The following is a 25,596-nucleotide window of genomic DNA, read 5'->3' on the forward strand; positions in this document are numbered from 1 at the left end:
CGTTCGTTCCGGCGCCTGTCAGCCGTGTACGGAGCTTGCCTTGTTGTCGAAGGAGCCGAGCGAGGAGGCGTACGCCGGGGCCGTCAGGCTGACGCGGGTGCCGCCGCCGTCGTTGAACTGGGCCAGCGAGGCGCTGTCACCGCGGTTCTGGTTGTTGCGCCAGGACGAGGTCTTGTTGTCGAAGCCGTAGTTGCCCAGGTTGTCCCAGTACTCGTCGCTGAAGATGAGGCGTCGGCCCTCACCGTTCGTGTACTGGTACAGGCACACCCAGCCGTTCGCGCACGCCGGGACGGCCCGCGCGCCGCGATCGCCGGCGCGTGCCGCCAGCGGGTCGGTGGCACGGTCGTAGCCCGACGCCCGGTCGGCTGCTTTCGTCGTGTCGTAGCAGCGGACGTCGTTCTCCGCGAACACGGCACACGCCCGCGCGCCCTGCCAGCCGTCCGCCAGGTTGATCCCGCGGCCGTCGAACGTGGCCCGGACTCCCTGGTCGGCCGTGGGGCCCGCCTGTGCGGTCCCGGCCAGGCCGGTGAGGGCGAGCGCGGCGCCGATCGAGAGCCCCGCCACCGCCGTACGGATCTTGCGCATGGTTTCTCCTCCCGCACCACCCGGTCCGGTGGTGCTTCCCCGTCGCGCCGCCCCCTTGGCGGCACGGCTTCATCGTTCCGCCGGGGGCTCGGGGGAGGTACCTCGGACATCTCAGGGTGCGGTGGCCGTGGTGGGTGCGGTGGCCGGGACGGCGGCGGTCGGTGCGGTGGGTGCCGTCCGGGGTGGTGGCGCGTAGTGGTGTGTCGAGCAGCTGGGGATCCATTTGTGCGACAGCGGGGCGTAGAAGCCGGCCAGATTTCCCTGGACGTCGACGTTCGTGCAGCCGATCCGTTCGTCGCCGTCGGCCGGGCGCGGCTTCCACTCCGGCTCCCAGAAGTACGCCAGGGCGTGATTCCTCTTCCGCTCACGGTCGTTGTTGAACACCGACTTGACCGGCCGGTCCCTGGTCCAGGAGCAAGTCTCCTCACCCGTCAGCCAGTTCATGTCGTCGTTCGTCCAACTGCACATCTCCCCCTCGCCGTTCCGCTCGCTGAAGAAGCAGGCCGAGCCGGCGGGGCAGCGCTCGTAGCCGTACGCCGACGTGTGCGGCGGTGGATCCCGCAGGGCCAGTACGGCGGCGGCGCCGAGCACGGCCGCAGCGGTGGTGACCGCGAGGCCCGCGCGGGGGCGCGCCGGCGGTCGCGGGCGCAGCCGGGGCAGCCGTGGTGCGCGGGAGGTGCCCGCCGCCCGTTCCGCCCGGCGGAGCAGGGACGCGGCGCCGTGCGCGGCGCGCTCCTCGTGGGTGCGTGCCAGACAGTCCGTGACGATCTCCCGCCAGGGTCCGGTCAGTTCGGGCGAGAGCCGTAACTCCTCCTCACCGCGTGCGTAGCGCAGCAGCGTCTCCTTGCGGGCGGTCCGGGTGGCGCCCGGCAGTGGCAACGTGTCCGTCAGGACGAGATGGGCGAGAACGCCGAAGGCCCAGATGTCCGTGCTGGGGCGGGTCCGCAGGCCGCGCTCGTTGATCTCCGACCACAGCAGCTCGGGCGGGGTGTAGTCGGAGGTGGTGAACATGGGGGAGTAGGCGTGCGTGCCGTCCAGCTCCGCCGCGAGATTGAAGTCGCCGAGGCGGGCGGTGCCGTCGGCCATCAGCAGCACGTTGCCGGGTTTGATGTCGCCGTGGACCCATCCCGCGTGGTGGAGCTGGTGCAGCCCCTCGCAGATCTGGGCGAGGAGAGCGGGCCCGGCGGCGGGCCTCGGGGCGCGGGAGAGCAGGGTCTCGAGGGAGCCCTCGGCCCGCTCCAGGACGAGCACGGTGGCGCCGTCGAGTTCTGGCGATTCGGGCGCGGAGACCGTCAGGGCCTCGTACATCCGGATCAGCCGTGGACGCTTCAGCCTGCGGTACGTCTCCAGCTCGCGGCGGGTGAGCTCCTGGAGATGGCGCAGCTGGCGCGGTGTGCGGGTGCCGGTGGGCAGGAACTTGAGCGCGGCGTGGGAGGGGAGGGCGTCGTCGCCGGGGTCGCCTGGGGTGCCGGTGCCGGTGCCGGTGCCGGTGGCGGTGGCCTCGGCGTCGGTGGCGTCCGTCGTGCGCCGGGCCGCGTACACACTGCCGAAGGCGCCCGAGCCGATCGGCTCACGCACCTCCCACGCACCGACGCGGAAGCCGTACGGGACGGAGACGGCCAGCGACTCCCGCCTCATGGCGCCGACGCCCCCGCCTCCAACACGGCCAGCTCCGCCTCCCGTACGAGATCGAACCGGAGCGCGAGCGAGACCAGGGACTCCTTCTTGCCGTTCAGCCGCGGCCCGCAGTCCGCCGACTCCGGCGGCTGCTTGAGCCGGAACTTGACCGCGAGATAGTCGATGTTCCACTGGACGGCCGTGCGGCTCGCGGCCGGCCAGACAGGGCGCAGCCGGTCCACGACCTGGTCGGCCGTGGGCGGCGGGGCGTGCGGGGCGCCGCGCAGGCGTGGCTCGCAGAGCGCGGCGAGAACGAGGAAGTACCGCTTGGTGCGGTCGAGCGGGAACGCGTGCGTGGTCGGCTCACCGCCGTGTTCGTCACCGGCCTCGTCCGCGTAGTCGTGGCGCGGGGCCCAGATGTCGAAGCTCAACAGGTCGGCGGCGGCGGGCAGGACGACCCTGGAGAACTCGAACGGGATGGGCGCCTCGATCCGCCCCGGCGCGATCTTGATGTGCTCCCCGGCGCCTTCCGGGTTCTCCACGACATACGTGGACGTACGGCTGAGGTTGCTCAGTGTCCAGTACGACCCGGCTGCGGTGATCTCGCCCGCCCGCCGGGACACACCGTGATGAGGGATGGTCAGGAACGCGGCGGGGCCGTCGGCCGAGGTGCGGCCGAATCGCAGGGTCTCGCCCGGAGCGAGCCGCAGCTGCTCGTCGGGACCCGATGTGTCGTCCGGCACGACGATGACGCTGTACGCCGCGCGACCGCTGTCGCTGCCACCACTGTTGCCGCTGCCGTACGCCCTGCCGTGTGCCCTGCTCACGGTGATCCTTCCCCCGACGGAATCCTTGTCAGGATAGGAAGCCGCCGGGGCGCCGTCAGTTTCTTGGCGACCATCCGCCACCGTGTGGGGCGACAAACGCCAGAAGGCCGTAAACCACGTCGGTACGACGGGTGTTACGGCCTTCTGGCATGCGCACGGATTCGCTCCCGCGCGCGGCGCTTCTCAGTAACGCGGGCGGTTGAACCACGCCGACGCCTGCGAGTTCACCATCGAGGCGAGGATGATGCCGCCGATGGCGAGGCTGATGAGGCCGCCGACCGCGCCGGTCGCCTGACCGGACGTGAAGTTGGCGAGCGAGCCCAGGATGATCAGCGACGCGTAGACGATGGTGCAGACGCGGATCGCCGTGCCGCCGCTGGAGAACTTCACGGCGAGGAGTATCGACACACCGGCGATGACCAGCAGAAGGACGACACCGATGAAACCGATACCGGCGAGGGCGTCACCGGAGTCGGAGTCGGCCACGTCCGAGACGGCGGCCAGAGCGATGGCGAAGATGATCGCGGCGATGATCTGGAACCCGGCCATGATGTACATGAGGACGCGGGCCGCGGTCATCAGTCCGGGCATGGACTGCGGGACACCGGCCGGGCCACCGGGGTAGCCGTAGCCCGGCTGGACCGGGGGCGCCTGCGGGTAACCGTAGTTGGCCGGAGGCTGCTGGGGCTGGCCCTGCTGCGGGTAGCCGTAGCCCGGCTGTCCCTGAGGCTGCTGGCCCTGCTGTCCGTAAGGGTTGTTCGGGTCGCCAAAGCTCATGGCGGGATTCCTCCGTTGGTAACGCGGGGACATCGCGGATCCGGGGGAGGAACGTCACAAAACCAAGCGGTTTGCCCCCCAACACTGACCGCGTACTGCGCGGCTCATCGTGCGGTTCACACGGACTTTTTGTCCAGTCGGTATTCCTATGTGTTGTGCAAGTGCAACCTGGCGGCACGTCGTTGATCTTGACCCCGCGATCTTGTGCCGGGCCCCGCGCCGACCTCGTGGATGACCTTGGATTGGAACAGCGGTGGGGTCATCCGCGAAGATGGACGCATGACCGCCCAAATTCTCGATGGCAAGGCCACCGCAGCCGCGATCAAGTCCGACCTGACCGCCCGCGTGGCGGCCCTCAAGGCGCAGGGCATCACCCCGGGTCTGGGGACCCTGCTCGTCGGGGACGACCCGGGCAGCCGCTGGTACGTCAACGGCAAGCACCGCGACTGTGCCGAGGTCGGCATCGCCTCGATCCAGCGTGAGCTGCCCGACACCGCCTCCCAGGAGGAGATCGAGGCAGTCGTACGCGAGCTGAACGCGAACCCCGACTGCACGGGCTACATCGTGCAACTCCCGCTCCCCAAGGGCATCGACACCAACCGTGTCCTGGAGCTCATGGACCCCGAGAAGGACGCCGACGGGCTGCACCCGATGAGCCTCGGCCGGCTGGTGCTGAACGAGACGGGGCCGCTGCCGTGCACCCCGTACGGCATCATCCAGCTGCTGCGCGCGCACGGTGTCGAGATCAAGGGCGCGCACATCGTGGTCGTCGGGCGCGGGATCACCGTGGGCCGCTCGATCCCGCTGCTGCTCACCCGTAAGTCCGAGAACGCGACCGTGACGCAGTGCCACACCGGCACCCGTGATCTCTCCGCGCATCTGCGGCAGGCCGACATCATCGTGTCTGCCGCCGGGGTGCGCCACATCATCAAGGCGGGGGACGTCAAGCCGGGCGCGGCCGTCCTCGACGTCGGCGTCAGCCGCGACGAGAACGGCAAGATCGCCGGCGACGTCCACCCGGACGTCGCGGGAGTGGCAGGCTGGATCTCGCCGAACCCCGGCGGAGTGGGCCCGATGACCCGCGCGCAGCTGCTGGTCAACGTCGTCGAGGCGGCGGAGCGCGCCGGAAGCGGAAGCGGAACGTGAAAGGGGCACCCATGGGTGCTGGTACGAGTGCGGCCGCCGAGCCCGGCGGTGACGGTGGTCCTGCCGTGAGCGAGCCGGTGGTGGCCGAGGCCGTGGCGGCCCCGGAGGCGGACGAGAAGACGGCCGGCGAGAAGAAGGCCGGGGAGACGAAGGCGGACGGGGACGGGCACGCGGACGGGGACGGGCCCGCGGACGGCCACACGGACAAGGGGGACGACGCGGGCGACGCCCACGCGGCCACCGGCACCTCGCGGCGTTTTCCGACCGTCACACAGGACACCGCGCGCCCCGAGGGCGGCGGCCGTGCCGCTCCCGGCGACGCGCCCGCGCCCGCCCGTCAGTGGCCGCTGCTCACCGTGCTCGGCGCGACCGGTCTCGGGCTGCTGATCGTCGGGCTCGCACCGTTCGAGCAGTCGTTCCGCGTCGGCACGATACTGATCGGTGTGGCGTTGATCACCGGCGCGATCCTGCGGCGGATCATGCCGTCGGTCGGCATGCTCGCCGTACGGTCGCGCTTCACCGACATGGTGACGTACGGCCTGCTCGGAGTCGCGATCGTGCTGCTGTCGCTGATGACGCAGCCGGGTCCGTGGCTGGAGATCCCGTTCCTGGAGGACGTGGTCCACTCCACGGTCCCGTAGCCCCCGCCCATAAGCAGAGACGGCGCCCATCCCCTCCCCCGAGTCAGGACGGGCGCCGTCGGCATGTGGCAAGCGTCATGGACGCGCCAATCGGCTTCAAGGTCCGGCGGATGCCTGTGGCACGGAAGTGACCATTCCGCCATGGTGTGATCGTCGGGCAACGGATGCGAGACTGGGGGACGGAATCGAGGGCGGCGCGCGAGGGGGCGCGGGGACTGTCCCGAATGCTCCGGTGCACTCCCATTTCTGGAACTGACACCCTGGCTCCGCGCATCCCTTGGGGTAGTCGTCGGCCGGCGTGGGGGCGCGGCAGACGCGGAGCACATTCAGGATCGCGTGCGGGGGGACAAGGGGGAAGTAATGCCTCGTTGGAAGGCACTACCGGAGGAGCTCGACCCACAGGTCAGGGAGTTCGCCACACAGCTGCGCAGGCTTGTGGACAAGAGCGGCCTGAGCATCGCCGCCGTGGCGGACCGCACCGGTTACAGCAAGACGTCGTGGGAGCGGTATCTCAACGGGCGGCTGCTCGCGCCCAAGGGCGCGATCGTGGCGCTCGCCGAGGTGACCGGCACGAATCCGCTGCACCTCACGACGATGTGGGAGCTGTCGGAGCGGGCGTGGAGCCGGTCCGAGATGCGCCACGACATGACGATGGAAGCGATCCGGATCACCCAGGCGCGGGACGCGCTCGGTGAGTTCGGCGGCGACGTCGGCCCCGGCCGGTCCGGGGGCAGCCGCCCCGGCGGACGTACGGCGACGCCACCGGGTGCGGGTGCGGGCGCGGGGGGCTACGCCGGCGCGAACCGTCCCCCGACCGGTGCCCCCCAGGGCCCGCCGCCCGGCTTCCCGCCGTCGGCCCCGCCCGGGGCGCCCGTGCCGTCCGGCCAGGGAAATGGGCGCGGCAAGCGCCGGACGACGATATTCGTGGCGGCTCTCGTCTGCGCGGCGCTGGTGATAGGCGGGGCCGTACTGCTGACCGACCTCGGCGGTGGCGGCGACAAGAAGCCGGTCGCCCAGTCCCCGTCGGCGAAGCCGACCACGAGCGCGCCCGAACTGCCCGCCGGAGTCAAGTGCGCGGGCGACGACTGTACGGGCGAGGACCCCGAACTCATGGGCTGCGGAGGCGAGTTCGCCGAGACGGCGACGACCGCGACGGTCGGCACGGCGGTCGTCGAGGTCCGCTACAGCGAGACGTGCGGGGTGGCCTGGGCCCGTATCACGCAGGCGGCGCCCGGCGACACGATAGAGATAGCGGCGGACCAGGGCGAGGGCAAGCCCCAAACGGGCACGGTCAACGCGGACAAGGACGCGTACACACCGATGGTCGCGGTGGCCACTGCGGACGAGGCGAAGGCCTGCGCGACGCTCACGACGGGCGTGGAGGGCTGCACGACGGCGAGCGGGTGAGACACACGGCTGCGGGGTCGCCTCCGGCGGGGTTGGTGGTGCGGGCCGGTGTCCGGGTGCCGCTCCGGGGTCATGCCCGGACGGCGTGATTTACGCCGCGTGGACAAGACGCCGCATCGGGTCCAACGAACGGGGCACGCGCCGTAAATCACGCCGTCCGGACATACCCCTTCGGAGGCCCCGCACCCCGCCCCCGGCAACGAGAACCGCAGCCCAGCAACCGCCGGACGGCAACCGGCCCGCGCCCCGTCGCGCCCCGCCCCCTCCCCGTCGGATAGCCTGACCGGCGGTTGTCTCTTCACGTCAAGACAAGATTCACCCGCCGTCGGAGAGATGGCCCGCACCAGGGGCAGGGCCCCTGCCGCCCGCCGTTCCACCGCTGTCTAACGGAGACCGCCATGACCCGCACTCCCGTGAATGTCACCGTCACCGGCGCAGCCGGCCAGATCGGCTACGCGCTGCTCTTCCGCATCGCCTCCGGCCAACTGCTCGGCGCGGATGTGCCGGTCAGCCTGCGTCTGCTGGAGATCCCGCAGGGCCTGAAGGCCGCCGAGGGCACCGCCATGGAGCTCGACGACTGCGCCTTCCCGCTGCTCCGCGGCATCGAGATCACCGACGACGCCAACGCCGCGTTCTCCGGCGCCAACGTCGCGCTGCTCGTCGGCGCCCGCCCCCGTACCAAGGGCATGGAGCGCGGCGATCTGCTCTCCGCCAACGGTGGCATCTTCAAGCCGCAGGGCAAGGCCATCAACGACAACGCCGCGGACGACATCAAGGTCCTCGTCGTCGGCAACCCGGCCAACACCAACGCCCTCATCGCCCAGGCCGCGGCCCCGGACGTACCGGCCGAGCGCTTCACCGCGATGACCCGGCTCGACCACAACCGCGCGATCTCGCAGCTCGCCGCGAAGACCGGCGCGCAGGTCACGGACATCAAGCGGCTGACGATCTGGGGCAACCACTCGGCCACCCAGTACCCGGACATCTTCCACGCGGAGATCGCGGGCAAGAACGCCGCCGAGACGGTCAACGACGAGCAGTGGCTGGCCGACACCTTCATCCCGACCGTCGCCAAGCGCGGCGCGGCGATCATCGAGGCGCGCGGCGCGTCCTCGGCGGCCTCGGCGGCCAACGCGGCCATCGACCACGTCCACACGTGGATCAACGGCACCCCCGAGGGCGACTGGACCTCCATGGGTATCCCGTCGGACGGCTCTTACGGCGTCCCGGAGGGCATCATCTCGTCCTTCCCCGTGACCACGAAGAACGGCGCCTACGAGATCGTCCAGGGCCTGGACATCAACGACTTCTCCCGTGCGCGCATCGACGCCTCGGTGAAGGAGCTCACGGAGGAGCGCGACGCGGTTCGCGAGCTCGGCCTTCTCTGACCCGTAGCCGTACGTCGTCAGCAGGCGTACGTAGTCGGTAACACGAAGCTCCCGGCAGCCCCCCGGCCGCCGGGAGCTTCGTCGTGCCACGGGACGCGGGTCAACCCCCGTACACCCGCCGGGTGTTGATTTGCCGTTCGGCTCCACCGGCCGCGACCGTTCGAGCACACTGAGTGCATGAACGCATACGGAGAGGGGTTGCCCGCGTACCGGACCATCCGCATGACGGTGCAGGAGGGTCCGATCGCGGCATTCGCCGACGAGGAGGCGTGGCGGGCACGGGAGCGGTATCCCACGATCGTGGGCATGGGGCTGCCGGTCTTCGTCGCCGCGACGGAGTCGGAGCGCGGCGGCTGGGAGGTCATGGGCTCCGCCGGCGACACACCGCAGGGGGTCCGAGACTGGCTCGGCTCGCACTTCCGCCGGCTGGCCAAGGACGCCGCGGAGGCCGGGCGCGCCGGGGACCGCAAGAAGTACCGCGCGGCGTACGAGAAGCTCGACCGGGTCGCGGTGGACGAGTTGCGGGTGCTCGGCACGCGGTACCGCGTGGTGCGGGTGGAGCAGTTCATCCGGCTGGGTCCGGACGGGCCCGAGCCGCCGAGGCCGTCGGACCCGGACCCGGGCGAGGTGGGGGAGGCGCACCGGCTGCCCAGCCGGATCAAGGGGTTCGTCATCGATCCGTACATCGGTACGGGGATGGCGGAGGGGCTGCTCAAGTTCGATCTGATGCAGTTCGTACTGAAGGCCGGGACCGCGCCGCCCGACGTGCGCGGCGATTCGCTGCGGGCCGTCGAGACGCATCCGGGCGGGGTGTTGCTGCCGGCGGAGTTCGCGATCGCCGAGTGCGGCGGGGACGGGCAGTGGAAGCCGCACTCGGGTGCGGCGCCGAGCCCGCAGGCCGCGCGGGACCGGCTGGCGGTGGACTTCCGCGTCATGACGCCCATTCAGCAGAGGCTGAGCGAGGCGGAGCGCGAGGAGTACGCGCGGGCGGCGGACCGGCTGGACGAGAAGCGCGGGGCGGGCGTCGCGGTGGCAGGGCGGCGCTACCGGGTGGCGCGGGTGGAGCAGTTGGTACGGATCGGGCCCGACGGACCGGAGGGGCCCAGGCCGTCGGACTTCGACCCGGATCCGCCGATCGAGGCGCATACGAAGCAACTGCGCGAGCAGGGCCTGCTGGACGAGGAGGACGAGGACGCGTCCCTCGAACTGAACGAGGAAGTGCGGGAGATCAAGCGGCTGATGGAGAAGGAGGAGGCGAGGCGGGCCGCGTGGAAGTTGCGGCGGCAGGAGCGGAAGAAGGCCGCGAAGCCTTCGGAGCCGGGGCGGGAGGAGCCGGAGCCGGAGCAGGGACCGGAGTAGGGGGCCGGGACCGGGCAACCTCCCGTGGCGCGGCGGCCCTTGAGGCTCGTGGACCGTGCCGCGTTGAGAACCCGTACGGCGATAGCGGACGAACCGGCCACCAGGCGCGCGCCGGTGAGTAGGGGGCGTGCCCGTCGAACACCAAGTTGCGCCGAATGTCGACGAGTTGGGCCCCTGTTTTCCAGTTGTTTCGTCATGAGCATGGTTACAACGCGCTGCTTCTGGGGGACCATTCCCGCGTCGGTCATCGCGCGTAGACCCGTGCGGCGACCGCGCCGCTCGCTCTGAGGGAAGCTCCGTGTCACCGGACACGGAGCGTCAACCTGTCTCCCCACCGGAGGTTTCCGAAATGCGCCGACGTCTGGCGATGCCGCTCGCCGCTCTCGCTCTCGCTCTCCCCGCCACCCTGATGTCGGCGAGCTCCGCCGCCGCAGCGCCGGCCGACAAGCCGCAGGTGCTCAGCAGCTGGACGCAGACCAGCGCCGCCAGCTACAACTCGTGGGTCTCCGCGCGCGGCAACCAGGGCGCCTGGTCCGCGTACGGCTTCGACTGGTCCACGGACTACTGCTCGTCCTCGCCGGACAACCCCTTCGGCTTCCCGTTCCAGACGTCCTGTGCGCGCCACGACTTCGGCTACCGCAACTACAAGGCGGCCGGTTCCTTCGACGCCAACAAGGCGCGGCTGGACAACGCGTTCTACTCGGACCTGAAGCGGGTCTGCGCCGGTTACTCGGGCGCGACGAAGGCCTCCTGCGACGGCACGGCGTGGACGTACTACCAGGCGGTCAGCATCTTCGGTCGCTCCGCCGCGGTCGACGGCACCAAGTCGGTCGTCTGACCGGACCCGCGGCGGCCCGAGCCGCTGTGCCCCGATACTCGAAGGCCCCTCGTTCCCCCCGGCGAGGGGCCTTCGTGCCGCCCGGGGCGCCGTGAGGGGCCGGCCAGAAGTGACCCTGAACACTTTCGGCCATCGAACACGCATGCTTCCTCGATCCCGGGGCAGGCGCCCAGATCGCCAGTTGTTGCTGGTGGAGGTGCATATCGGGAACGGAAGGCAAAACGCGACGTGTCGGCACAACAGACCATCTTTGTGGACGGAGAGTGGCGCGAAGCCGCCTCCGGTGCCACACGCGAGATCCTCGACCCCGCCGACGCCAAGCCGTTCGCGGTGGTGTCCGAAGGCGGCGCCGAGGATGTCGACGCGGCCGTCGACGCCGCACGCGGAGCCTTCGACGGCGGTGCGGGGATCTGGCCGCGCACGGCCGTCACCGAGCGGGCCGCGCTGCTGCGGCGGGTCGCCGGGCTGTTGCGGCGGGACCGGGAGGCGCTCGGGGCGCTGGAGAGCCGGGACGCGGGCAAGACCGTCGAGGAGGGGCGGGTCGACGTCGACTGCGTCGCCGACGCCTTCGCCTACTTCGCCGACCTCGTGACGAACGAGAGCGGCGGCCGGGTCGTGGACGCCGGGTCCCCGGACGTCCACAGCGTCGTCGTGCACGAACCCGTCGGTGTCTGCGCGCTCATCACCCCATGGAACTATCCGCTTCTCCAGGCGAGTTGGAAGATTGCCCCGGCGCTCGCCGCGGGCAACACCTTTGTCGTCAAGCCGAGCGAGATCACCCCGCTCAGCACCGTCGCGCTGATCGACCTGCTCACCGAGGCCGGTCTGCCGCCGGGCGTCGCCAATCTCGTGACCGGCGCCGGAGACCCCGTCGGCGCCCGCATGGCCGAGCACCCCGACGTGGACCTCGTGTCGTTCACCGGCGGACTGGCCAGCGGTACGAAGGTGATGCGGGCCGCCGCGCCCGGCGTGAAGAAGGTCGCGCTGGAGCTGGGCGGGAAGAACCCGAACGTCGTCTTCGCCGACTCCTGCGCCACCGACGAGGGCTTCGACACCGCCGTCGACCAGGCCCTGAACGCCGCGTTCATCCACAGCGGCCAGGTCTGCTCCGCCGGTTCGCGCCTCATCGTCGAGGAGTCGCTGCGCGAGCGCTTCGTCGCCGAACTCGCCCGCCGCGCAGCCAGGATCAGGCTCGGCCGGGGCACCGGCGAGGGCGTCGAGTGCGGACCGCTCGTATCGGCGGGACAGCTGGCGAAGACCGAGGAGTACGTCGCCTCCGCCCTGGCCGACGGCGCCGTGCTGCGGGCCGGCGGCAAGCGGCCCGAGCCGGGTGAGCAGCGGCCCGCCGCCGGGTACTTCTACGAGCCGACCGTCCTCGACCAGTGCCACCGCGAGATGCGGGTCGTCCGCGAGGAGGTCTTCGGCCCCGTACTGACCGTCGAGACCTTCCGTACGGAGGACGAGGCCGTCGCGCTCGCCAACGACACCGAGTACGGGCTGGCCGGCGGCGTCTGGACGGCGGACCCCGGACGCGCGCGGCGCGTCGCCGGGCGGCTGCGGCACGGCACCGTCTGGATCAACGACTTCCACCCCTATCTGCCGCAGGCCGAGTGGGGCGGCTTCGGCAAGTCCGGCATCGGGCGCGAGCTGGGCCCCGCCGGTCTCGCCGAGTACCGCGAGGCCAAGCACATCTACCAGAACCTCGCGCCACGGCCCGTGCGCTGGTTCGCCGGCTGAACCGAGCGGCGTACGGGCCCGTCAACCGGTGTACGGGGAGCCTCATCACGCCTCAGCCCCAGTACGCCCCATCACGCGGAAGAACCTTGAAGCACCCTAGGAAGTGGAGTGGACGACGCCCATGGCCGAACACGACGCCGCATACGACTACGTCGTCGTCGGAGGCGGCACCGCGGGATCGGTGATCGCCTCCCGGCTCACCGAGGACCCCGACGTCACCGTCGCCGTCATCGAGGGAGGGCCGTCCGACATCGACCGGCCCGACGTGCTGACGCTCCGGCGCTGGATGGGGCTGCTCGGCGGCGAGCTGGACTACGACTACCCGACGACCGAGCAGCCGCGCGGCAACTCCCACATCCGGCACAGCCGGGCCCGGGTCCTCGGCGGCTGCTCCTCGCACAACACCCTGATCGCCTTCCGGCCGCTGCCGTCCGACTGGGACGAGTGGGCCGAGGCCGGGGCCGAGGGCTGGGACGCGGCGTCCATGGAGCCGTACTTCGGTCGGCTGCGCAACAACATCGTGCCGGTGGACGAGCGGGACCGTAACCCCATCGCCCGCGACTTCGTCGACTCGGCGCAGGCGGCGCTCGGTGTCCCGCGCGTGGAGGGCTTCAACAAGAAGCCCTTCCACGAAGGAGCCGGCTTCTTCGACCTCGCCTACCACCCCGAGGACAACAAGCGGTCGTCCGCCTCCGTGGCGTATCTCCACCCGTTCCTGGACCGGCCCAACCTCCGGCTGCTGCTGGAGACCTGGGCGTACCGGCTGGAGCTCGACGGAACGCACGCGACAGGCGTGCGCGTACGGGCGGCGGACGGCACCGAGTCGTATCTGCGCGCCCGGCGTGAAGTCCTCGTCTGCGCCGGCGCCGTCGACACACCCCGGCTGCTCCTGCACTCCGGCATCGGGCCGCGCGCGGACCTTGAGGCGCTCGGCATCCCCGTCGTACACGATCTGCCGGGCGTCGGTGAGAACCTGCTCGACCACCCCGAGTCGGTCATCGTCTGGGAGACCGACGGGCCGATCCCCGAGAACTCGGCGATGGACTCCGACGCGGGCCTCTTCGTCCGGCGCGACCCGGACATCGAGGGCCCGGACCTGATGTTCCACTTCTACCAGATCCCGTTCACGGACAATCCCGAGCGCCTGGGGTACGAACGCCCCGCGCACGGTGTCTCGATGACGCCGAACATCCCCAAACCGCGCAGCCGCGGCCGCCTCTTCCTCACCAGCGCCGACCCGGAGGTCAAACCGGCCCTGGATTTCCGCTACTTCACCGACGAGGACGACTACGACGGCCGCACCCTCGTGGACGGGATCCGGATCGCCCGGCAGGTCGCCGCCGCCGAACCGCTCGCCAACTGGCTGACCCGCGAGGTCTGTCCGGGCCCGGACGTCACCTCCGACGACGAGCTGAGCGAGTACGCGCGCAAGTGCGCCCACACGGTCTACCACCCGGCCGGCACCTGCCGGATGGGCGCCACGGACGACGAACAAGCCGTGGTGGGACCCGATCTGACGATCCGTGGACTGACAGGCATCCGAATCGCCGACGCCTCCGTCTTCCCCACCATGCCGGCCGTGAATCCGATGATCGGCGTCCTGATGGTCGGCGAGAAGTGCGCCGAACTGCTCACCTCGACAACCAACACAACCGCACCGGGAGGTGATGCGTGATGACCGCCACCGAACCGGTCTTCTCCGTACGCGATCTGTGGAAGGTCTTCGGACCGAAGGCCGAACGGATACCGGGCAACAAGGAGTACGCGGCGCTGTCCGCCGAGGAGCTGAGGGCGCGGACCGGCTGCACCGCCGCCGTCCGTGACGTCTCCTTCGACGTCCGCAAGGGCGAGGTCTTCGTCGTCATGGGCCTCTCCGGCTCGGGCAAGTCGACCCTCGTACGCTGTCTGACCCGGCTCATCGAGCCGACCAGCGGGCAGCTGGCCATGGACGGCGAGGACGTCATCGCCATGGACAAGACCCGGCTGCGTGAACTGCGCAGGCACCGCGCCGCGATGGTCTTCCAGCACTTCGGTCTGCTGCCGCACCGCTCCGTCCTCGACAACGTCGCCTACGGCCTCGAAATCCAGGGCATGAGCCGCCCCGAGCGGCGCGCCAAGGCGGCGGAGATCGTCAGCAAGGTCGGCCTCGAAGGACTTGAGGACCGGCGCCCCGGCCAGCTCTCCGGCGGTCAGCAGCAGCGCGTCGGGCTCGCCCGCGCGCTCGCCGTGGACCCCCAAGTGCTGCTGTTCGACGAGCCGTTCAGCGCGCTGGACCCGCTGATCCGCCGCGACATGCAGGAAGAGGTCATCCGGCTGCACCGTGAGGAGGGCCGCACGATGGTCTTCATCACCCACGACCTCAACGAGGCGCTGCGCCTCGGCGACCGCATCGCGCTGATGCGCGACGGCGGGATCGTCCAGCTCGGCACCCCGGAGGAGATCGTCGCCAACCCGGCCGACGACTACGTACGCGACTTCGTCCGTGACGTCCCGCGTGAGCAGGTCATCTCCGTACGCCGCGCCATGCGCCCGGCGCGCGACGGCGAGGGCGAGTCGGGCGTCGCCCTGACGCCCGACACGCTGGTCTCGGACGCGATCGAGGCCGTCGCCCGCAGCGGCGCGTACTGCCGGGTCGTGGACAACGGCCGGACGCTCGGCGTCGTCGGCTACGAGGAACTGCTGGCCGTCGTCGCGGGACTGGACGACGAGGCGGAACCCAAGGAGGTGGCGGCGGTATGAGCGCCGCTCCCAATCCGGTGTTCCAGAAGACCGACCGGACCCCGCGGGACGCGGGCGCCGTGGACGACGTACGTACGGCGAAGGTCGACACCTCCGACGGCGCCGTCCCCGGGCCGTGGGCCCGCCTCGTCGGCAACCCCCGCGCGATGCTCCTCGTCGCCGCCGTCCTCATCGCGATCGTCAGCGCCGCCGTCACGAGCAGCGGAGCCTGGCCGGCCGACCTGACCGTCGACGTGCGCTCGCCCCTCGACGACCTCAACCGCTGGCTCGTCGACAACCGCACCACCCACCCCCTCTTCCTCTACTTCCTCCTGCACATCAGCAACACCGCCGAAAGCTCGGTCGACGGCGTGTTCAGCGTCCTGGAGAGCCTCGGCTTCATCGGCGTGAGCGTCGCCGCCGTCCTCATCGCCTGGTACGCGGGCGGCGCCGGTCTGCGCCGCCGCGCGCTGCGCACCGCCGCCACCGCGCTCGCCACCTTCGCGGTGATCGGGCTGCTCGGCATGTGGGAACCGGCGATGGAGACGCTGGCCCTGATGGTCGTCGCCGTCACCGTCTCCGCGCTCGTCGGCGCGCTGCTCGGGCTCGCGGCCGGTCTCTCCGACCGGTGCCAGCGCGTGCTGCGGCCGGTCTTCGACACGATGCAGGTGCTGCCCGCCTTCTCGTACCTGCTGCCGTTCGTGCTGCTCTTCGACATCGGCATCCCGTCGGTCTTCGTCGCGACCGTCATCTACGCGGCCCCGCCGATGGCCCGGCTCACCGCGCTCGGGCTGCGCGGCGCCGACGCCGCCGCACTGGAGGCGTCCGCCTCGCTGGGCGCCAGCTCCTGGCAGCGGCTGATGACGGCGCGGCTGCCGCTCGCCCGCAAACAGATGCTCCTCGGCCTGAACCAGACGATCATGATGTGTCTGTCGATGGTCGTCCTCGCCTCGATGATCGGCGCCGGCGGACTGGGCGACGAGATCTTCACAGCCCTCTCCACCGTCGACGTCGGCCTCGCGCTGCCCGCCGGAATCGCCGTCGTCCTGCTGGCGATCTGGCTGGACCGTACGACGGCGGCGGCCGGGGAACAGCTCGAGGACCCCGCCGCCGGGCGCCCCGCCAAGTGGTGGGTCCTGTGGCCCGGCATCGTGGCCGCCGTCGCGGGCGGCGCGGTGCTCGGAGCCGTACTCGGCCGCAAGGAGTGGCCCGAGGCCTGGACCGTCGCGATCAGCGAACCCGTCAACACCGTCGTCGACTGGATCGAGCGCGAACTCGGCTCCGGCGTACCGGTGCTGGGCGGCACCCTCACCTGGTCCGAGGGCTTCGCGAACTGGGTCATCAACCCGGTGCGCGACGCGCTGCTGGCCACGCCCTGGTGGGCGCTGCTCCTCGTCGCCGGTGTGCTGGCGCTGCGCACCGGCTGGCGCGCCGTCGTCACGGTGGTGCTGTCGCTGGCCGCGATCGGCGCGATGGGACTCTGGGACCGCTCGCTCGACACGCTCTCGCAGGTACTCGCCGCGCTCGTGGTGACCCTGCTGCTCGGCTTCGCCATCGGCATCCTCGCGGCGCGCGTCGCACGGGTCGAGCGGGTGATCAGGCCGGTGCTCGACATCATGCAGACGATGCCGCAGTTCATCTATCTGATCCCGGTGATCGCGCTGTTCAGCGGCGGCCGTACGGCGGCCGTCGCCGCGGCCGTCGTCTACGCGCTGCCCGCCGTCGTACGCATCACCACCCAGGGGATCCGGCAGATCGACCCCTCCGCCCTGGAGGCCGCGCGCTCACTGGGCGCCGGTACGGGACAGCAACTGCGCCAGGTGCAGCTGCCGTTGGCCCGTCCCGCACTCCAACTCGCCGTCAACCAGGGCGTGGTGCTGGTCCTGGCCATCGTCGTCATCGGCGGCATGATCGGCGGCGGCGCGCTCGGCGTCGACGTCGTGAAGGGCCTGGCCAAGGGCGATCTCGGCCTCGGTATGACGGCCGGTATCGCGATCGTGTGCCTGGGGCTGCTGCTGGACCGGATCTCGCAGCCGAGCGCGGCGGCCAAGGAACGCGCCCTGGTGTGAACGCCACGGACAACGCCACCGAAGACACCCCCGTCGGCGCCCCCTGCCGGCACCACAACTGAATCCACAACTGAAACCGCGACAGAAAGAACAACGACGTGACCCACAGCAAGCGGATACGCACCACCCTGGTCGCCGGAGTCGGCGCGCTCGGCATGCTCGCGCTCAGCGCGTGCGCCGCCGACACCGAGTCGAAGTCGGCGTCCGACGAGATCACCCTGACCGTGCCCTCCTGGGTCGGCGCGCGCGCCAACGCCGAGGTCGCCAAGGTGATCATGGAGCAGGAGCTGGACGTGAAGGTCGAGCTCCAGCAGCTCGACGAGCCGGTCGCCTTCGACGCGCTCAACAACGGCAAGGCCGACGCGATCCTGGAGGACTGGGGCGGCTCTCCGAAGAAGGAGAAGCTCTACGTCGAGGACAAGAAGACCATCGTCAAGGGCGGCGACCTCGGTGTCGTCGGCCACATCGGATGGTTCGTCCCCAAGTACTACGCGGACGCCAACCCCGAGGTCACGGACGCGAAGAACCTCAACAAGTTCGCCAAGGACTTCAAGTCCGCGAACAGCGGCGACCTGGGCGAGTTCCTCGGCGCGGCGCCCTCGTACACGACGTACGACGAGCACCTGGTCAAGAACCTCAAGCTGAATCTCAAGATCAAGGAGACGGGCAACGAGGCCGCCCAGATCAAGGAGATCCAGCAGAAGTACCGCGACAAGCAGCCCTTCATCACCTACTGGTGGGACCCGCAGTGGCTCAACGCGGACATCGACCTGGTCGAGGTGAAGCTGCCCGCGTACGCGGAGGGCTGCAACGTCCCGGAGACGGCGACGGACTGCGCGTACGCCAACACCCCGCTCCAGAAGTACCTCAACGCGGACTTCGCGAAGGACGGCGGTGACGCCGCCGAGTTCATCAAGAACTTCAAGTGGACCACCGAGGCGCAGAACGAGGTCGCCAAGGCGATCGCGAAGGACAAGATGAGCGGCCCGGACGCGGCCGAGAAGTGGGTCAAGGCGAACAAGTCCACCTGGGAGGCCTGGCTCCCCAAGAAGTAGCCCGACCACGCCGCACGGACGGCCCGGAGCGCTCACCGGCTCCGGGCCGTCCGGCGTTCGCATACCTCAGAACTGGCTCAACTCTCTTGAGATCGGGAGTCCGCGGCGGACAGGATCCGAAGATGAAGCTATTCGGGCAGGACAAAGAGGAGTTCACGGTACTCGTCGTGCGCGAGGCCGACGAGGTCGCCGAGGCCGTGGACCAGGCGCTGAGGACCGCGGGACCCGAGGAACGGCCGGGGCTGGAGCGCGCCGCCGCGCTGCTCGCCGCCGCCAGGACGGCCACCGACGGTGAGCTGCGCGGGAACTGGGCGCGCCGGAAGATAGCCGAAGCGGGGGTGAAGGGGCGCGCCGACTCGGTAGGGGCGGTGAAGGCGCTGCGCGAGGCCGAACCGGGACTGAGTCTCCTCCAGGCCGTACGGCTCTCGCAGGAGGCCGCCGCGCTGGAGGACGAGGAGCGCCACGGCCGAACCGCCTGAACGATCAACGGAGTTGAGCCTGCGACGGCGTTGACGCGTTGACGGGCGTTACGCGGACTCCCGCACCACCAGCGTCGGCGTGAAGATCATCGACGGCAGCGGACCACTCGGCGCGGCGATCTGCTTCAGCAGCAGCCTGGCCATCTCCGCGGACATCTCCTCGACCGGCTGACGCACCGTCGTCAACGCCGGATCGCAGGTCAGCGCCGCGTTGCTGTCGTCGAAGCCCACCACGGCCACGTCGTCGGGCACCTGCCTGCCCGCCCGGAGCAGCACCGGCAGCGCGCCCAGTGCCATCAGGTCGGACGCGATGAACACCCCGTCCAGATCCGGGTGTTCGGCCAGCAGCCGCCGCATCGCCGCCGCGCCGCCCGTATGTGTGAAGTCCCCTTCCGCGACCGCCACGTCCTCGATCCCGTACGTGGCCATCGCCGCCCGGAACCCGGCGAGCCGTTCCTGCCCCGCCGGCATGTCCTGCGGCCCCGCGACCGTACCGATCCTGCGCCGCCCCAGCCCCGCCAGATGCCCGGCCGCCAGCCGCGCGCCCGCCGCCTGGTCCGCCTCGACATACGTGAGCGGCGACGGCTGTCCGGGCCGGCCCGCAAGCACCGCGGGCAGCCTTGTCTCGTGGACCAGCCGGGGCAGCGGATCCCCGGCGTGCGAGGAGATCAGGACGATGCCGTCGACATGGCCCTGGCGCAGATACGACAGCAACTGGTCACGGGAGGCGGCGTCGTCCGCCAGCATCAGCACCATCTGGACACCGGCCGGCCGCAGCACGTCGAGCAGCCCGCCCACGACCCTGCCGAAGTACGGGTCCGAGAACATCCGGCCCACGAACGGCTCGGCCACCGACCGCCGTTCCTGCTCGGAGACGACCAGCGCGACCGAGTCGGTACGACGGGTCACCAGGGCGCGCGCGGCGCGGTTCGGCACGTAGTGCGTGGTGGCGATGGCCTCCTCGACGATCGTGCGCAGAGCGGGATCCACCGTCGGCGCTCCGTTGATCACGCGCGACACCGTGGCACGTGAGACGCCTGCCACGGCGGCCACGTCCTCCAGGGTCGGGCGCGCGGGCGGGGAGGCGTCGGCAGTCATGCAGCCTTTATACCGGTTGGTACTCGGCGCCCGGACGGGGTCCCCGGGCAGCCGGGGGCGGCGCTACGCGGTGATGCGCTTCAGGCCGGCGAGTTCGCCCCGCCGCGCCTCGACCAGCGCGGCGGCGAGCTTCTTGGCCGCCGCCTCGCTGCCCGCGTCGACCTCGGAACGCGACACACGCGCGGAGTGCTCCAGATGTTCGCGGATCTGAATGACGAAGACCTTCTCGAAGGCCGCACCTTCGGCGGCACGCGCCTGTGTGAGATCGCCGGGCGTCACCATGCCCGGCATCTCATGGCCCTCGTGGACATTCGTGGACGGCAGGCCCAGCTCCTTCAACAGCGGTCGCATACGGCCGAGTTCGGCGCGGTGCGCGGTGGCCAGATCGTTCGCCCAGTCGCGCAGACGAGCGTCGGCGGCCCGGTCGGCGGCCATCGTCAGCAGCTCGACCGCGCCCTCGTTCATGGGCGTCATGAGCTGGATCCACGCGGCGTCGGTCGCACCGGAGAGGGTGCCGACGGGGCTGGGGACTACGGGAGTTGATGCCGCGAGTGGCTTCTTGTCCACCGACGGGGTGGCGGAGCAGCCCGTCACCACCAGGAGGGCGAGGAGCGCCGCCGCCGTACCGCGTACCGCCTTCATGGGGAGTCCTCGGGTGAGGGAGTGGGGGAGTGGGGGGCTCGGTGTCTGTCCGGGGCCGTGCCGCCCCGGACAGACACCGGGCGTGGTTCGGTCAGGAAGGCCGGCCGTCCGCACCGCACTTGATGATGGGACGGATGCAGTCACGTACGCGCCGCTCCATCTCCGCCGCGGGCCAGACGTTGAAGAAGTCGCCGTGCATCGTGTAGCCGCGGCCCGACGCGAGCTTGAACCGCGCCGGATCGCCGTTGACCGGATACCTCAGCACCTGCCGCAGCTTCGGCACCGGCACCGGGTGGGTCGACGGGCACGCGCCCGCCACCGGGTACGACATATGGCTCTTGTGGTCGGCCGAGTCGAGATCCCGTCCGTTCCAGCACTGCGGGAAGTCCAGATACGACTCCAGCATCGCGCCCGCCGGACAGTTGACGAAGTCGGTGGACGGATTGACCTCGCCGTGGTGCAGACACGACCAGCGCGCCCGCGTGTTGTCGTTCGGGCCGGTCGCCTTGGCGTTGCCCGCCACGATCCGCAGTCCGTACGGCAGCGGCTGGGTCTGGGCGATGATGTCGTCCCGTACGCCCTCACCCAGGTAGTAGAAGGTGGTGCCGGTCGGCTCCACCTCCCTCGTGCCGTCGTACAGGGTCGGGACCCAGTACGACGAGAGGTCTTCCTTCGGGGCGCAGGTGGTGCGGCCCTGCGCCAGGCTGTTGACGTCGGAGCGGCCGTTGGTCGTGTCGTTGCCGAAGAAGCTGTGCATGTGCGAGGCGCCGGGCAGCCCGGGGAAGACGATCGGGTCGTCCGGGAGGCGGTGGCTGTACGGACACTCGGCGAGGAACTCCGACACGCGGACGACGGCCGCGCCCTTGGTGCCCGGCTGAGCCTTCTCGGCGGCGACGGACCCGGTGCTGGCGCTGCTCATGTTGGCCTGGAGCAGGGAGGCGGTGAGCGCGACGAGGGCCAGGGCGACGACGCGTCGGCGCCAGGACGCCAGTCCGGTGCGGAGGGGGTTGAAGGTGCGGGGCGTGCGGGGGGTGCTGGGGCTGCGGGAGGGTCTTCTGCGGAGCACGGCACTCCAATCTGAGGAATCGGGGGCCTTGATCACGTTAGAGAGCGCTCTCTGGCGCTGAACGTAGAAGCGGGCCGCAGGGGTGTCAATAGATGCGGCAAGCCCGGTCAAGTGGCGCCATATCTAGGGCAGTTGAGGTGTACGAGAGTTGGAGAGCGCTCTCTCATGGCTGCTGCCCGAGATGGGTGATTCGCGGCCGTGAACCGTGAGCCGTGAGCCGGGCGGCGGCTGTGGGCCGTGAGCCGTCGCCCGGCTTGTCGACGGCGCGGCTCAGGCGCGCAGCCGCGCCGCGCCCTCCCGTACCGCCGCCATCGCCTGCCGCTGGAGCCCCGGACCGAAGGTGACGCGTGTCGCGCCGAGCTTGCCCAGTTCCGACAGTTCCGCCGCACCGCCCGGCGCCGCCCCGACGTTGATCGGGCCTTCGATCCCCGCCCGCAGCGCCGGGATCGCCTCTCGCGGGGCACCGATCGGGTACACGCAGTCCGCGCCGGCCGCCACGTACAGAGCCGCGCGGGCGATCGCCTCCGCCGGATCGCCCACACCACGGATGAACGTGTCGACGCGGGCGTTGAGGAACAGCCGGTCCCCGGCCGCCGACCGGACCTCGGCCAGCCAATCGGCGTGCCGCCGCGGGTCCTTGAGGCGACCGTCGGCGGAGTCCTCCAGATTGCAGCCGACGGCGCCCGTGTCGAGGAGCCGGGCGACCAACTCGGCCGGGGCGAGCCCGTAGCCGTCCTCGATGTCGGCGGTGACGGGCACAGCCGTGTCGCCGGTGGAGACGGCCCGGACGATCCGGGTCACCGCAGCGAACATCTCGTCCGCCGGGGTGGCGCCGTCCTCGTAACCGAGCGACGCGGCGACGCCCGCGCTCGGCGTGGCGAGTGCCGGGAACCCGGCCTCCACGTAGACGCGGGCGCTGCCCGCGTCCCACGGCCCCGGCAGGACGAGCGGGTCCTCGGCGGCACGGTCGTGGTGCAGGGCGCGGAAGGTGGTCAGGAGCGTCATGGCTGATTCGTATCCCAGCTGAGGAGGCGGATGCGGCGGTGGTCGTGTGCGTGTCGCGCCGGACACGACATGGGCGTGTCCGGCGGGCTCACTTCTGCCGCGCCACCGGCGTGTAGTGCCCGGGGGCCATCCTCGATGTCACCGCGAAGCGGTTCCAGGAGTTGATGACCGTGATCGCGGCGATCAGATAGGCGAGTTCGGTCTCCTCGAAGTGTTCCGCCGCCCGTCCGTACACCTCGTCCGGTACGAAACCGTCCGTCAGCACGGTGACCGCCTCGGTGAGTTCGATCGCCGCGATCTCCCTCGGCGAGTAGAAGTGGCGCGACTCCTGCCAGGCGCTGAGCTGGACGATCCGCTCCACCGACTCCCCGGCGGCCAGCGCCTCCTTCGTGTGCATGTCGAGGCAGAACGCGCAGTGGTTGATCTGCGAGGCGCGGATCTTCACCAGTTCGTACAGCACGGGGTCGATGCCCTGCCGGACCGCCTTCTCGAAGCCGTACATCGCCTTGGAGACATCGGGCGCGAGCTTCGCCCACGCCAGGCGCGGCTCGTGTTCGGGGACGCGGTCGTGCTGGTGATCGCTCTCGTTCGTTGTCATGGATACGACGCTACGCGGCCGGTGGCGCAGCGGTATGGTCCATTTCCATGATGGATTCATGGGCCAATGCGGCGAGCGCCGAGGAGCCGGACGGTGAGGGGCCGGTCAGTGGGAAGCCGCAGGTCACCGCCGTCACGGTCGGCGCCGACCTCCATCTGGAGCTGCGCGGTCCCGGACTCCGTACGGGGCTGATGGACGCCCTGCGCGAAGCCGTCCGCACCGGACGGCTGGCCCCCGGCACCCGGCTGCCCTCGTCGCGTACGCTCGCCGCCGATCTGAGCATCGCGCGCAACACCGTCGCCGACGCGTACGCCGAACTCGTCGCCGAAGGCTGGCTGACCGCGCGGCAGGGCTCGGGGACGCGGGTCGCCCGGCGGGCCGCGCCGCGCACGCGGGCGCCGAGCGGCCCGCCGGCCCGACCGAGCCGCGGCCGGCCCACGCACAATCTGCGGGCCGGCTCCCCCGACCTCAGCTCCTTTCCGCGCGCCGAATGGCTCGCCTCCGCCCGCCGGGCCCTGGCGGCGGCCCCGCACGACGCGTTCGACTACGGCGACCAGCGGGGACGCGTAGAGCTGCGTACCGTCCTCGCCGACTATCTGGCCCGGACACGGGGGGTGTACGCCGACCCCGATCGGGTCGTCCTCTGCTCCGGGTTCGTCCACGGTCTGACGCTGATGGCCCAGGTGCTCGCGGCCCGGCGGGGGAGGGCGGGGGCGAGGAGCGGAACTAAGACGGTCGCGAAGGCGGTCGCGAGGACGGGCAGCAGGGCGGGCAGCAGGGCGGGTACGAAGGCTCGGGCGGTGGCCGTCGAGTCGTACGGGCTCGACTTCCACCGCGACATCCTCACCGCCGCTGGGCTGCGCACACCGGCGCTCCCGATCGACGAACTCGGCACCCGCACGGATGAGTTGACGTCCGCAGTGGGTGAGTTGCGGGGCGTCGACGCGGTGCTGACGACTCCGGCGCACCAGTTCCCGACCGGTGTCGCGCTCCATCCCGACCGGCGTGCGGCGGTGGTGGACTGGGCGCGCGGCGCGGGCGGGCTGATCCTGGAGGACGACTACGACGGGGAGTTCCGCTACGACCGCCAGCCCGTCGGCGCGCTCCAGGGCCTGGATCCGGAGCGGGTGGTGTACATGGGCACGGCGAGCAAGTCCCTGGCTCCGGGGCTGCGGCTGGCGTGGATGGTGCTGCCCAGGGCGCTGGTGGGGGAGGTGATCGAGGCGAAGGGCGATGTCGCGGCGGTGCCGAGCGCCATGGACCAGCTCACGCTCGCCGAGTTCATCACCTCCGGCGCGTACGACCGTCATGTGCGGTCCATGCGGCTGCGCTACCGCCGGCGGCGCGACCAACTGGTGGAGGCGCTGGCCGAGCGCGCGCCGGAGTCACAGGTGACCGGCATCGCCGCCGGGCTGCACGCCGTGGTCGAACTCCCGCCCGGCACCGACGAACGCGCCGTGATCCAGGCGGCGGCCTGGCAGGGTCTGGCGATCCGAGGTCTCTCCGCCTTCCGGCACCAGTCGGTCCCACCGGGGCGCGACGCGCTGGTCGTCGGCTACGGCGCCCCGACGGACAGCGCCTGGGCCGGTGCGCTGGACGCGCTCTGCCGCGTACTGCCGTAGCCCCCACGCCTCACGCCCCACGAAGATCCGCCGGACAGGGTCTCAGGCCCCGTCCGTCGGGGTGGCCGCCTCCAGCGCGTCGACGCTGCCGGACATGACCGTGCGCAGGTGCGTCGTGATGTGCTCGACCGGCCAGTCCCACCAGGCGATCGCCAGCAGCCGGTCGACATCGGCGTCGTCGTATCGGCGCCGGATGAGCTTGGCCGGATTGCCACCGACGATGCCGTAGTCCGGTACGTCGTCCACCACGACCGCGCCCGAGGCGATGACCGCTCCATGGCCGATCCGGACACCGGGCATGACCGTGCTGCGGTAGCCGAACCAGACGTCGTTGCCCACCACCGTGTCTCCCCGGCCGGGCAGCCCGGTGATCAGATCGAAGTGCTCGCTCCACGAACCGCCCATGATCGGGAAGGGGAACGTCGACGGGCCGTCCATCCGGTGGTTGGCGCCGTTCATGATGAACCGCACCCCCTCACCCAGCGCGCAGTACTTCCCGATGACCAGCTTCTCCGGCCCGTAGTGGTAGAGCACGTTCCGTGTCTCGAACGCCGTCGGCTCGTCCGGGTCGTCGTAGTACGAGAAGTCCCCGACCTCGATCAACTCGGAGTTGATCAGCGGTTTCAGCAGCACCACCCGGGGCTGACCGGGCATCGGATGGATCACCGTCGGATCGGCGGGAAGGGAGGGAACAGCGGGATCTGCGGGCATGGTGAATCGGTCTCCTGGTCTGCTCGGCGAATCCGTGCATCCTGCCTGAGCGGGTGATCGCGACGACAACGATTAATCCCGGCCCGCCCAGGGCGAGTCCGGTGACATATCGCCACCGCCGCAGCGCCGGTCCGAGCGAACAGATCCTTACAAAGGACTCATAAGGAATCTAGTTGAGGAGAGTTCATGGACCGCCTGTCCCCGCGCGGCC

At 70.8% G+C, this 25,596-nt stretch carries 23 protein-coding genes; 13 read left to right on the top strand and 10 right to left on the bottom strand.

The window, feature by feature from the left end:
- Positions 1–18 precede the first annotated feature (18 nt).
- From ACFWHU_RS09245 to ACFWHU_RS09260, 4 genes are all read right to left on the bottom strand, one after another.
- Positions 19–585 (bottom strand): peptidase inhibitor family I36 protein, encoded by a 567-nt coding sequence (locus ACFWHU_RS09245; protein WP_387224501.1) that lies wholly within the window; start codon positions 583–585, stop codon positions 19–21.
- 111 nt (positions 586–696) lie between these two features.
- The gene (locus ACFWHU_RS09250) at positions 697–2,223 is read right to left on the bottom strand and encodes a protein kinase (protein ID WP_387224502.1); all 1,527 of its coding nucleotides are present in this window, start codon (positions 2,221–2,223) and stop codon (positions 697–699) included.
- On the bottom strand, positions 2,220–2,951 hold the full coding sequence (locus tag ACFWHU_RS09255) for an FHA domain-containing protein (protein ID WP_385791755.1): 732 nt from the start codon (positions 2,949–2,951) through the stop codon (positions 2,220–2,222). The genes ACFWHU_RS09250 and ACFWHU_RS09255 overlap by 4 nt, the downstream gene beginning before the upstream one ends.
- A gap of 261 nt (positions 2,952–3,212) precedes the next feature.
- Positions 3,213–3,806, bottom strand: a complete 594-nt coding sequence (locus ACFWHU_RS09260; RefSeq protein ID WP_385791436.1) for a hypothetical protein — start codon at positions 3,804–3,806, stop codon at positions 3,213–3,215.
- Between the two features lie 279 nt (positions 3,807–4,085).
- Between ACFWHU_RS09260 and ACFWHU_RS09265 the strand changes: the two genes are divergently transcribed.
- The 12 genes from ACFWHU_RS09265 (at position 4,086) to ACFWHU_RS09320 (ending at position 18,643) form a co-directional block, all read left to right on the top strand.
- Positions 4,086–4,952: a bifunctional methylenetetrahydrofolate dehydrogenase/methenyltetrahydrofolate cyclohydrolase gene (locus tag ACFWHU_RS09265; protein WP_387224503.1), complete on the top strand. Its 867-nt coding sequence runs from the start codon at positions 4,086–4,088 to the stop codon at positions 4,950–4,952.
- A gap of 11 nt (positions 4,953–4,963) precedes the next feature.
- Positions 4,964–5,593 (top strand): DUF3017 domain-containing protein, encoded by a 630-nt coding sequence (locus ACFWHU_RS09270; RefSeq protein WP_387224504.1) that lies wholly within the window; start codon positions 4,964–4,966, stop codon positions 5,591–5,593.
- A gap of 360 nt (positions 5,594–5,953) precedes the next feature.
- Complete coding sequence (locus tag ACFWHU_RS09275) at positions 5,954–7,000, top strand: XRE family transcriptional regulator (RefSeq protein ID WP_387224505.1); 1,047 nt, start codon at positions 5,954–5,956, stop codon at positions 6,998–7,000.
- A 398-nt stretch (positions 7,001–7,398) separates the two neighbouring features.
- Complete coding sequence (locus ACFWHU_RS09280; RefSeq protein ID WP_078075454.1) at positions 7,399–8,388, top strand: malate dehydrogenase; 990 nt, start codon at positions 7,399–7,401, stop codon at positions 8,386–8,388.
- A 177-nt stretch (positions 8,389–8,565) separates the two neighbouring features.
- Entirely contained in the window at positions 8,566–9,747 is a 1,182-nt protein-coding gene (locus tag ACFWHU_RS09285) for a DUF5954 family protein (RefSeq protein ID WP_387224506.1), read from the top strand.
- A gap of 349 nt (positions 9,748–10,096) precedes the next feature.
- Positions 10,097–10,585 (top strand): phospholipase, encoded by a 489-nt coding sequence (locus ACFWHU_RS09290; protein WP_385791427.1) that lies wholly within the window; start codon positions 10,097–10,099, stop codon positions 10,583–10,585.
- A 228-nt stretch (positions 10,586–10,813) separates the two neighbouring features.
- Positions 10,814–12,322, top strand: a complete 1,509-nt coding sequence (locus ACFWHU_RS09295; protein WP_387224507.1) for an aldehyde dehydrogenase family protein — start codon at positions 10,814–10,816, stop codon at positions 12,320–12,322.
- Between the two features lie 121 nt (positions 12,323–12,443).
- Positions 12,444–13,997: a GMC family oxidoreductase gene (locus tag ACFWHU_RS09300; RefSeq protein WP_385791423.1), complete on the top strand. Its 1,554-nt coding sequence runs from the start codon at positions 12,444–12,446 to the stop codon at positions 13,995–13,997.
- The gene (locus ACFWHU_RS09305) at positions 13,997–15,061 is read left to right on the top strand and encodes a glycine betaine/L-proline ABC transporter ATP-binding protein (RefSeq protein ID WP_385791421.1); all 1,065 of its coding nucleotides are present in this window, start codon (positions 13,997–13,999) and stop codon (positions 15,059–15,061) included. Before ACFWHU_RS09300 ends, ACFWHU_RS09305 begins: the two co-directional genes overlap by 1 nt.
- The gene (locus tag ACFWHU_RS09310) at positions 15,058–17,109 is read left to right on the top strand and encodes an ABC transporter permease (protein ID WP_387224508.1); all 2,052 of its coding nucleotides are present in this window, start codon (positions 15,058–15,060) and stop codon (positions 17,107–17,109) included. The genes ACFWHU_RS09305 and ACFWHU_RS09310 overlap by 4 nt, the downstream gene beginning before the upstream one ends.
- 98 nt (positions 17,110–17,207) lie before the next feature.
- Complete coding sequence (locus ACFWHU_RS09315; protein ID WP_385791419.1) at positions 17,208–18,164, top strand: glycine betaine ABC transporter substrate-binding protein; 957 nt, start codon at positions 17,208–17,210, stop codon at positions 18,162–18,164.
- A 122-nt stretch (positions 18,165–18,286) separates the two neighbouring features.
- Positions 18,287–18,643, top strand: a complete 357-nt coding sequence (locus ACFWHU_RS09320; RefSeq protein ID WP_385791417.1) for a hypothetical protein — start codon at positions 18,287–18,289, stop codon at positions 18,641–18,643.
- Between the two features lie 48 nt (positions 18,644–18,691).
- Here the strand turns inward: ACFWHU_RS09320 and ACFWHU_RS09325 are convergent, their stop codons facing one another.
- The 5 genes from ACFWHU_RS09325 to ACFWHU_RS09345 form a co-directional block, all read right to left on the bottom strand.
- Entirely contained in the window at positions 18,692–19,741 is a 1,050-nt protein-coding gene (locus ACFWHU_RS09325; protein WP_385791415.1) for a LacI family DNA-binding transcriptional regulator, read from the bottom strand.
- A 63-nt stretch (positions 19,742–19,804) separates the two neighbouring features.
- Positions 19,805–20,383 (bottom strand): DUF305 domain-containing protein, encoded by a 579-nt coding sequence (locus tag ACFWHU_RS09330; RefSeq protein ID WP_387224509.1) that lies wholly within the window; start codon positions 20,381–20,383, stop codon positions 19,805–19,807.
- Positions 20,384–20,474: 91 nt separating this feature from the next.
- Positions 20,475–21,449 carry a DUF1996 domain-containing protein gene (locus ACFWHU_RS09335; RefSeq protein ID WP_385791412.1) on the bottom strand — a complete coding sequence of 325 codons (975 nt, stop codon included), beginning with the start codon at positions 21,447–21,449 and terminating at the stop codon, positions 20,475–20,477.
- A 270-nt stretch (positions 21,450–21,719) separates the two neighbouring features.
- Entirely contained in the window at positions 21,720–22,454 is a 735-nt protein-coding gene (locus ACFWHU_RS09340; RefSeq protein ID WP_387224510.1) for an isocitrate lyase/phosphoenolpyruvate mutase family protein, read from the bottom strand.
- 88 nt (positions 22,455–22,542) lie between these two features.
- Positions 22,543–23,052, bottom strand: coding sequence for a carboxymuconolactone decarboxylase family protein (locus tag ACFWHU_RS09345; protein ID WP_387224511.1), 510 nt, complete (start codon positions 23,050–23,052; stop codon positions 22,543–22,545).
- A gap of 191 nt (positions 23,053–23,243) precedes the next feature.
- On the opposite strand from ACFWHU_RS09345, the gene ACFWHU_RS09350 reads away from it, so the two are divergent.
- Positions 23,244–24,674 carry a PLP-dependent aminotransferase family protein gene (locus tag ACFWHU_RS09350; RefSeq protein ID WP_387224816.1) on the top strand — a complete coding sequence of 477 codons (1,431 nt, stop codon included), beginning with the start codon at positions 23,244–23,246 and terminating at the stop codon, positions 24,672–24,674.
- A gap of 42 nt (positions 24,675–24,716) precedes the next feature.
- Here the strand turns inward: ACFWHU_RS09350 and ACFWHU_RS09355 are convergent, their stop codons facing one another.
- Entirely contained in the window at positions 24,717–25,385 is a 669-nt protein-coding gene (locus tag ACFWHU_RS09355) for a CatB-related O-acetyltransferase (protein WP_387224512.1), read from the bottom strand.
- Positions 25,386–25,596 lie beyond the last annotated feature (211 nt).

It is taken from the genome of Streptomyces sp. NPDC060366 (genome assembly GCF_042725135.1).
Classification (GTDB): Bacteria; Actinomycetota; Actinomycetes; order Streptomycetales; family Streptomycetaceae; genus Streptomyces.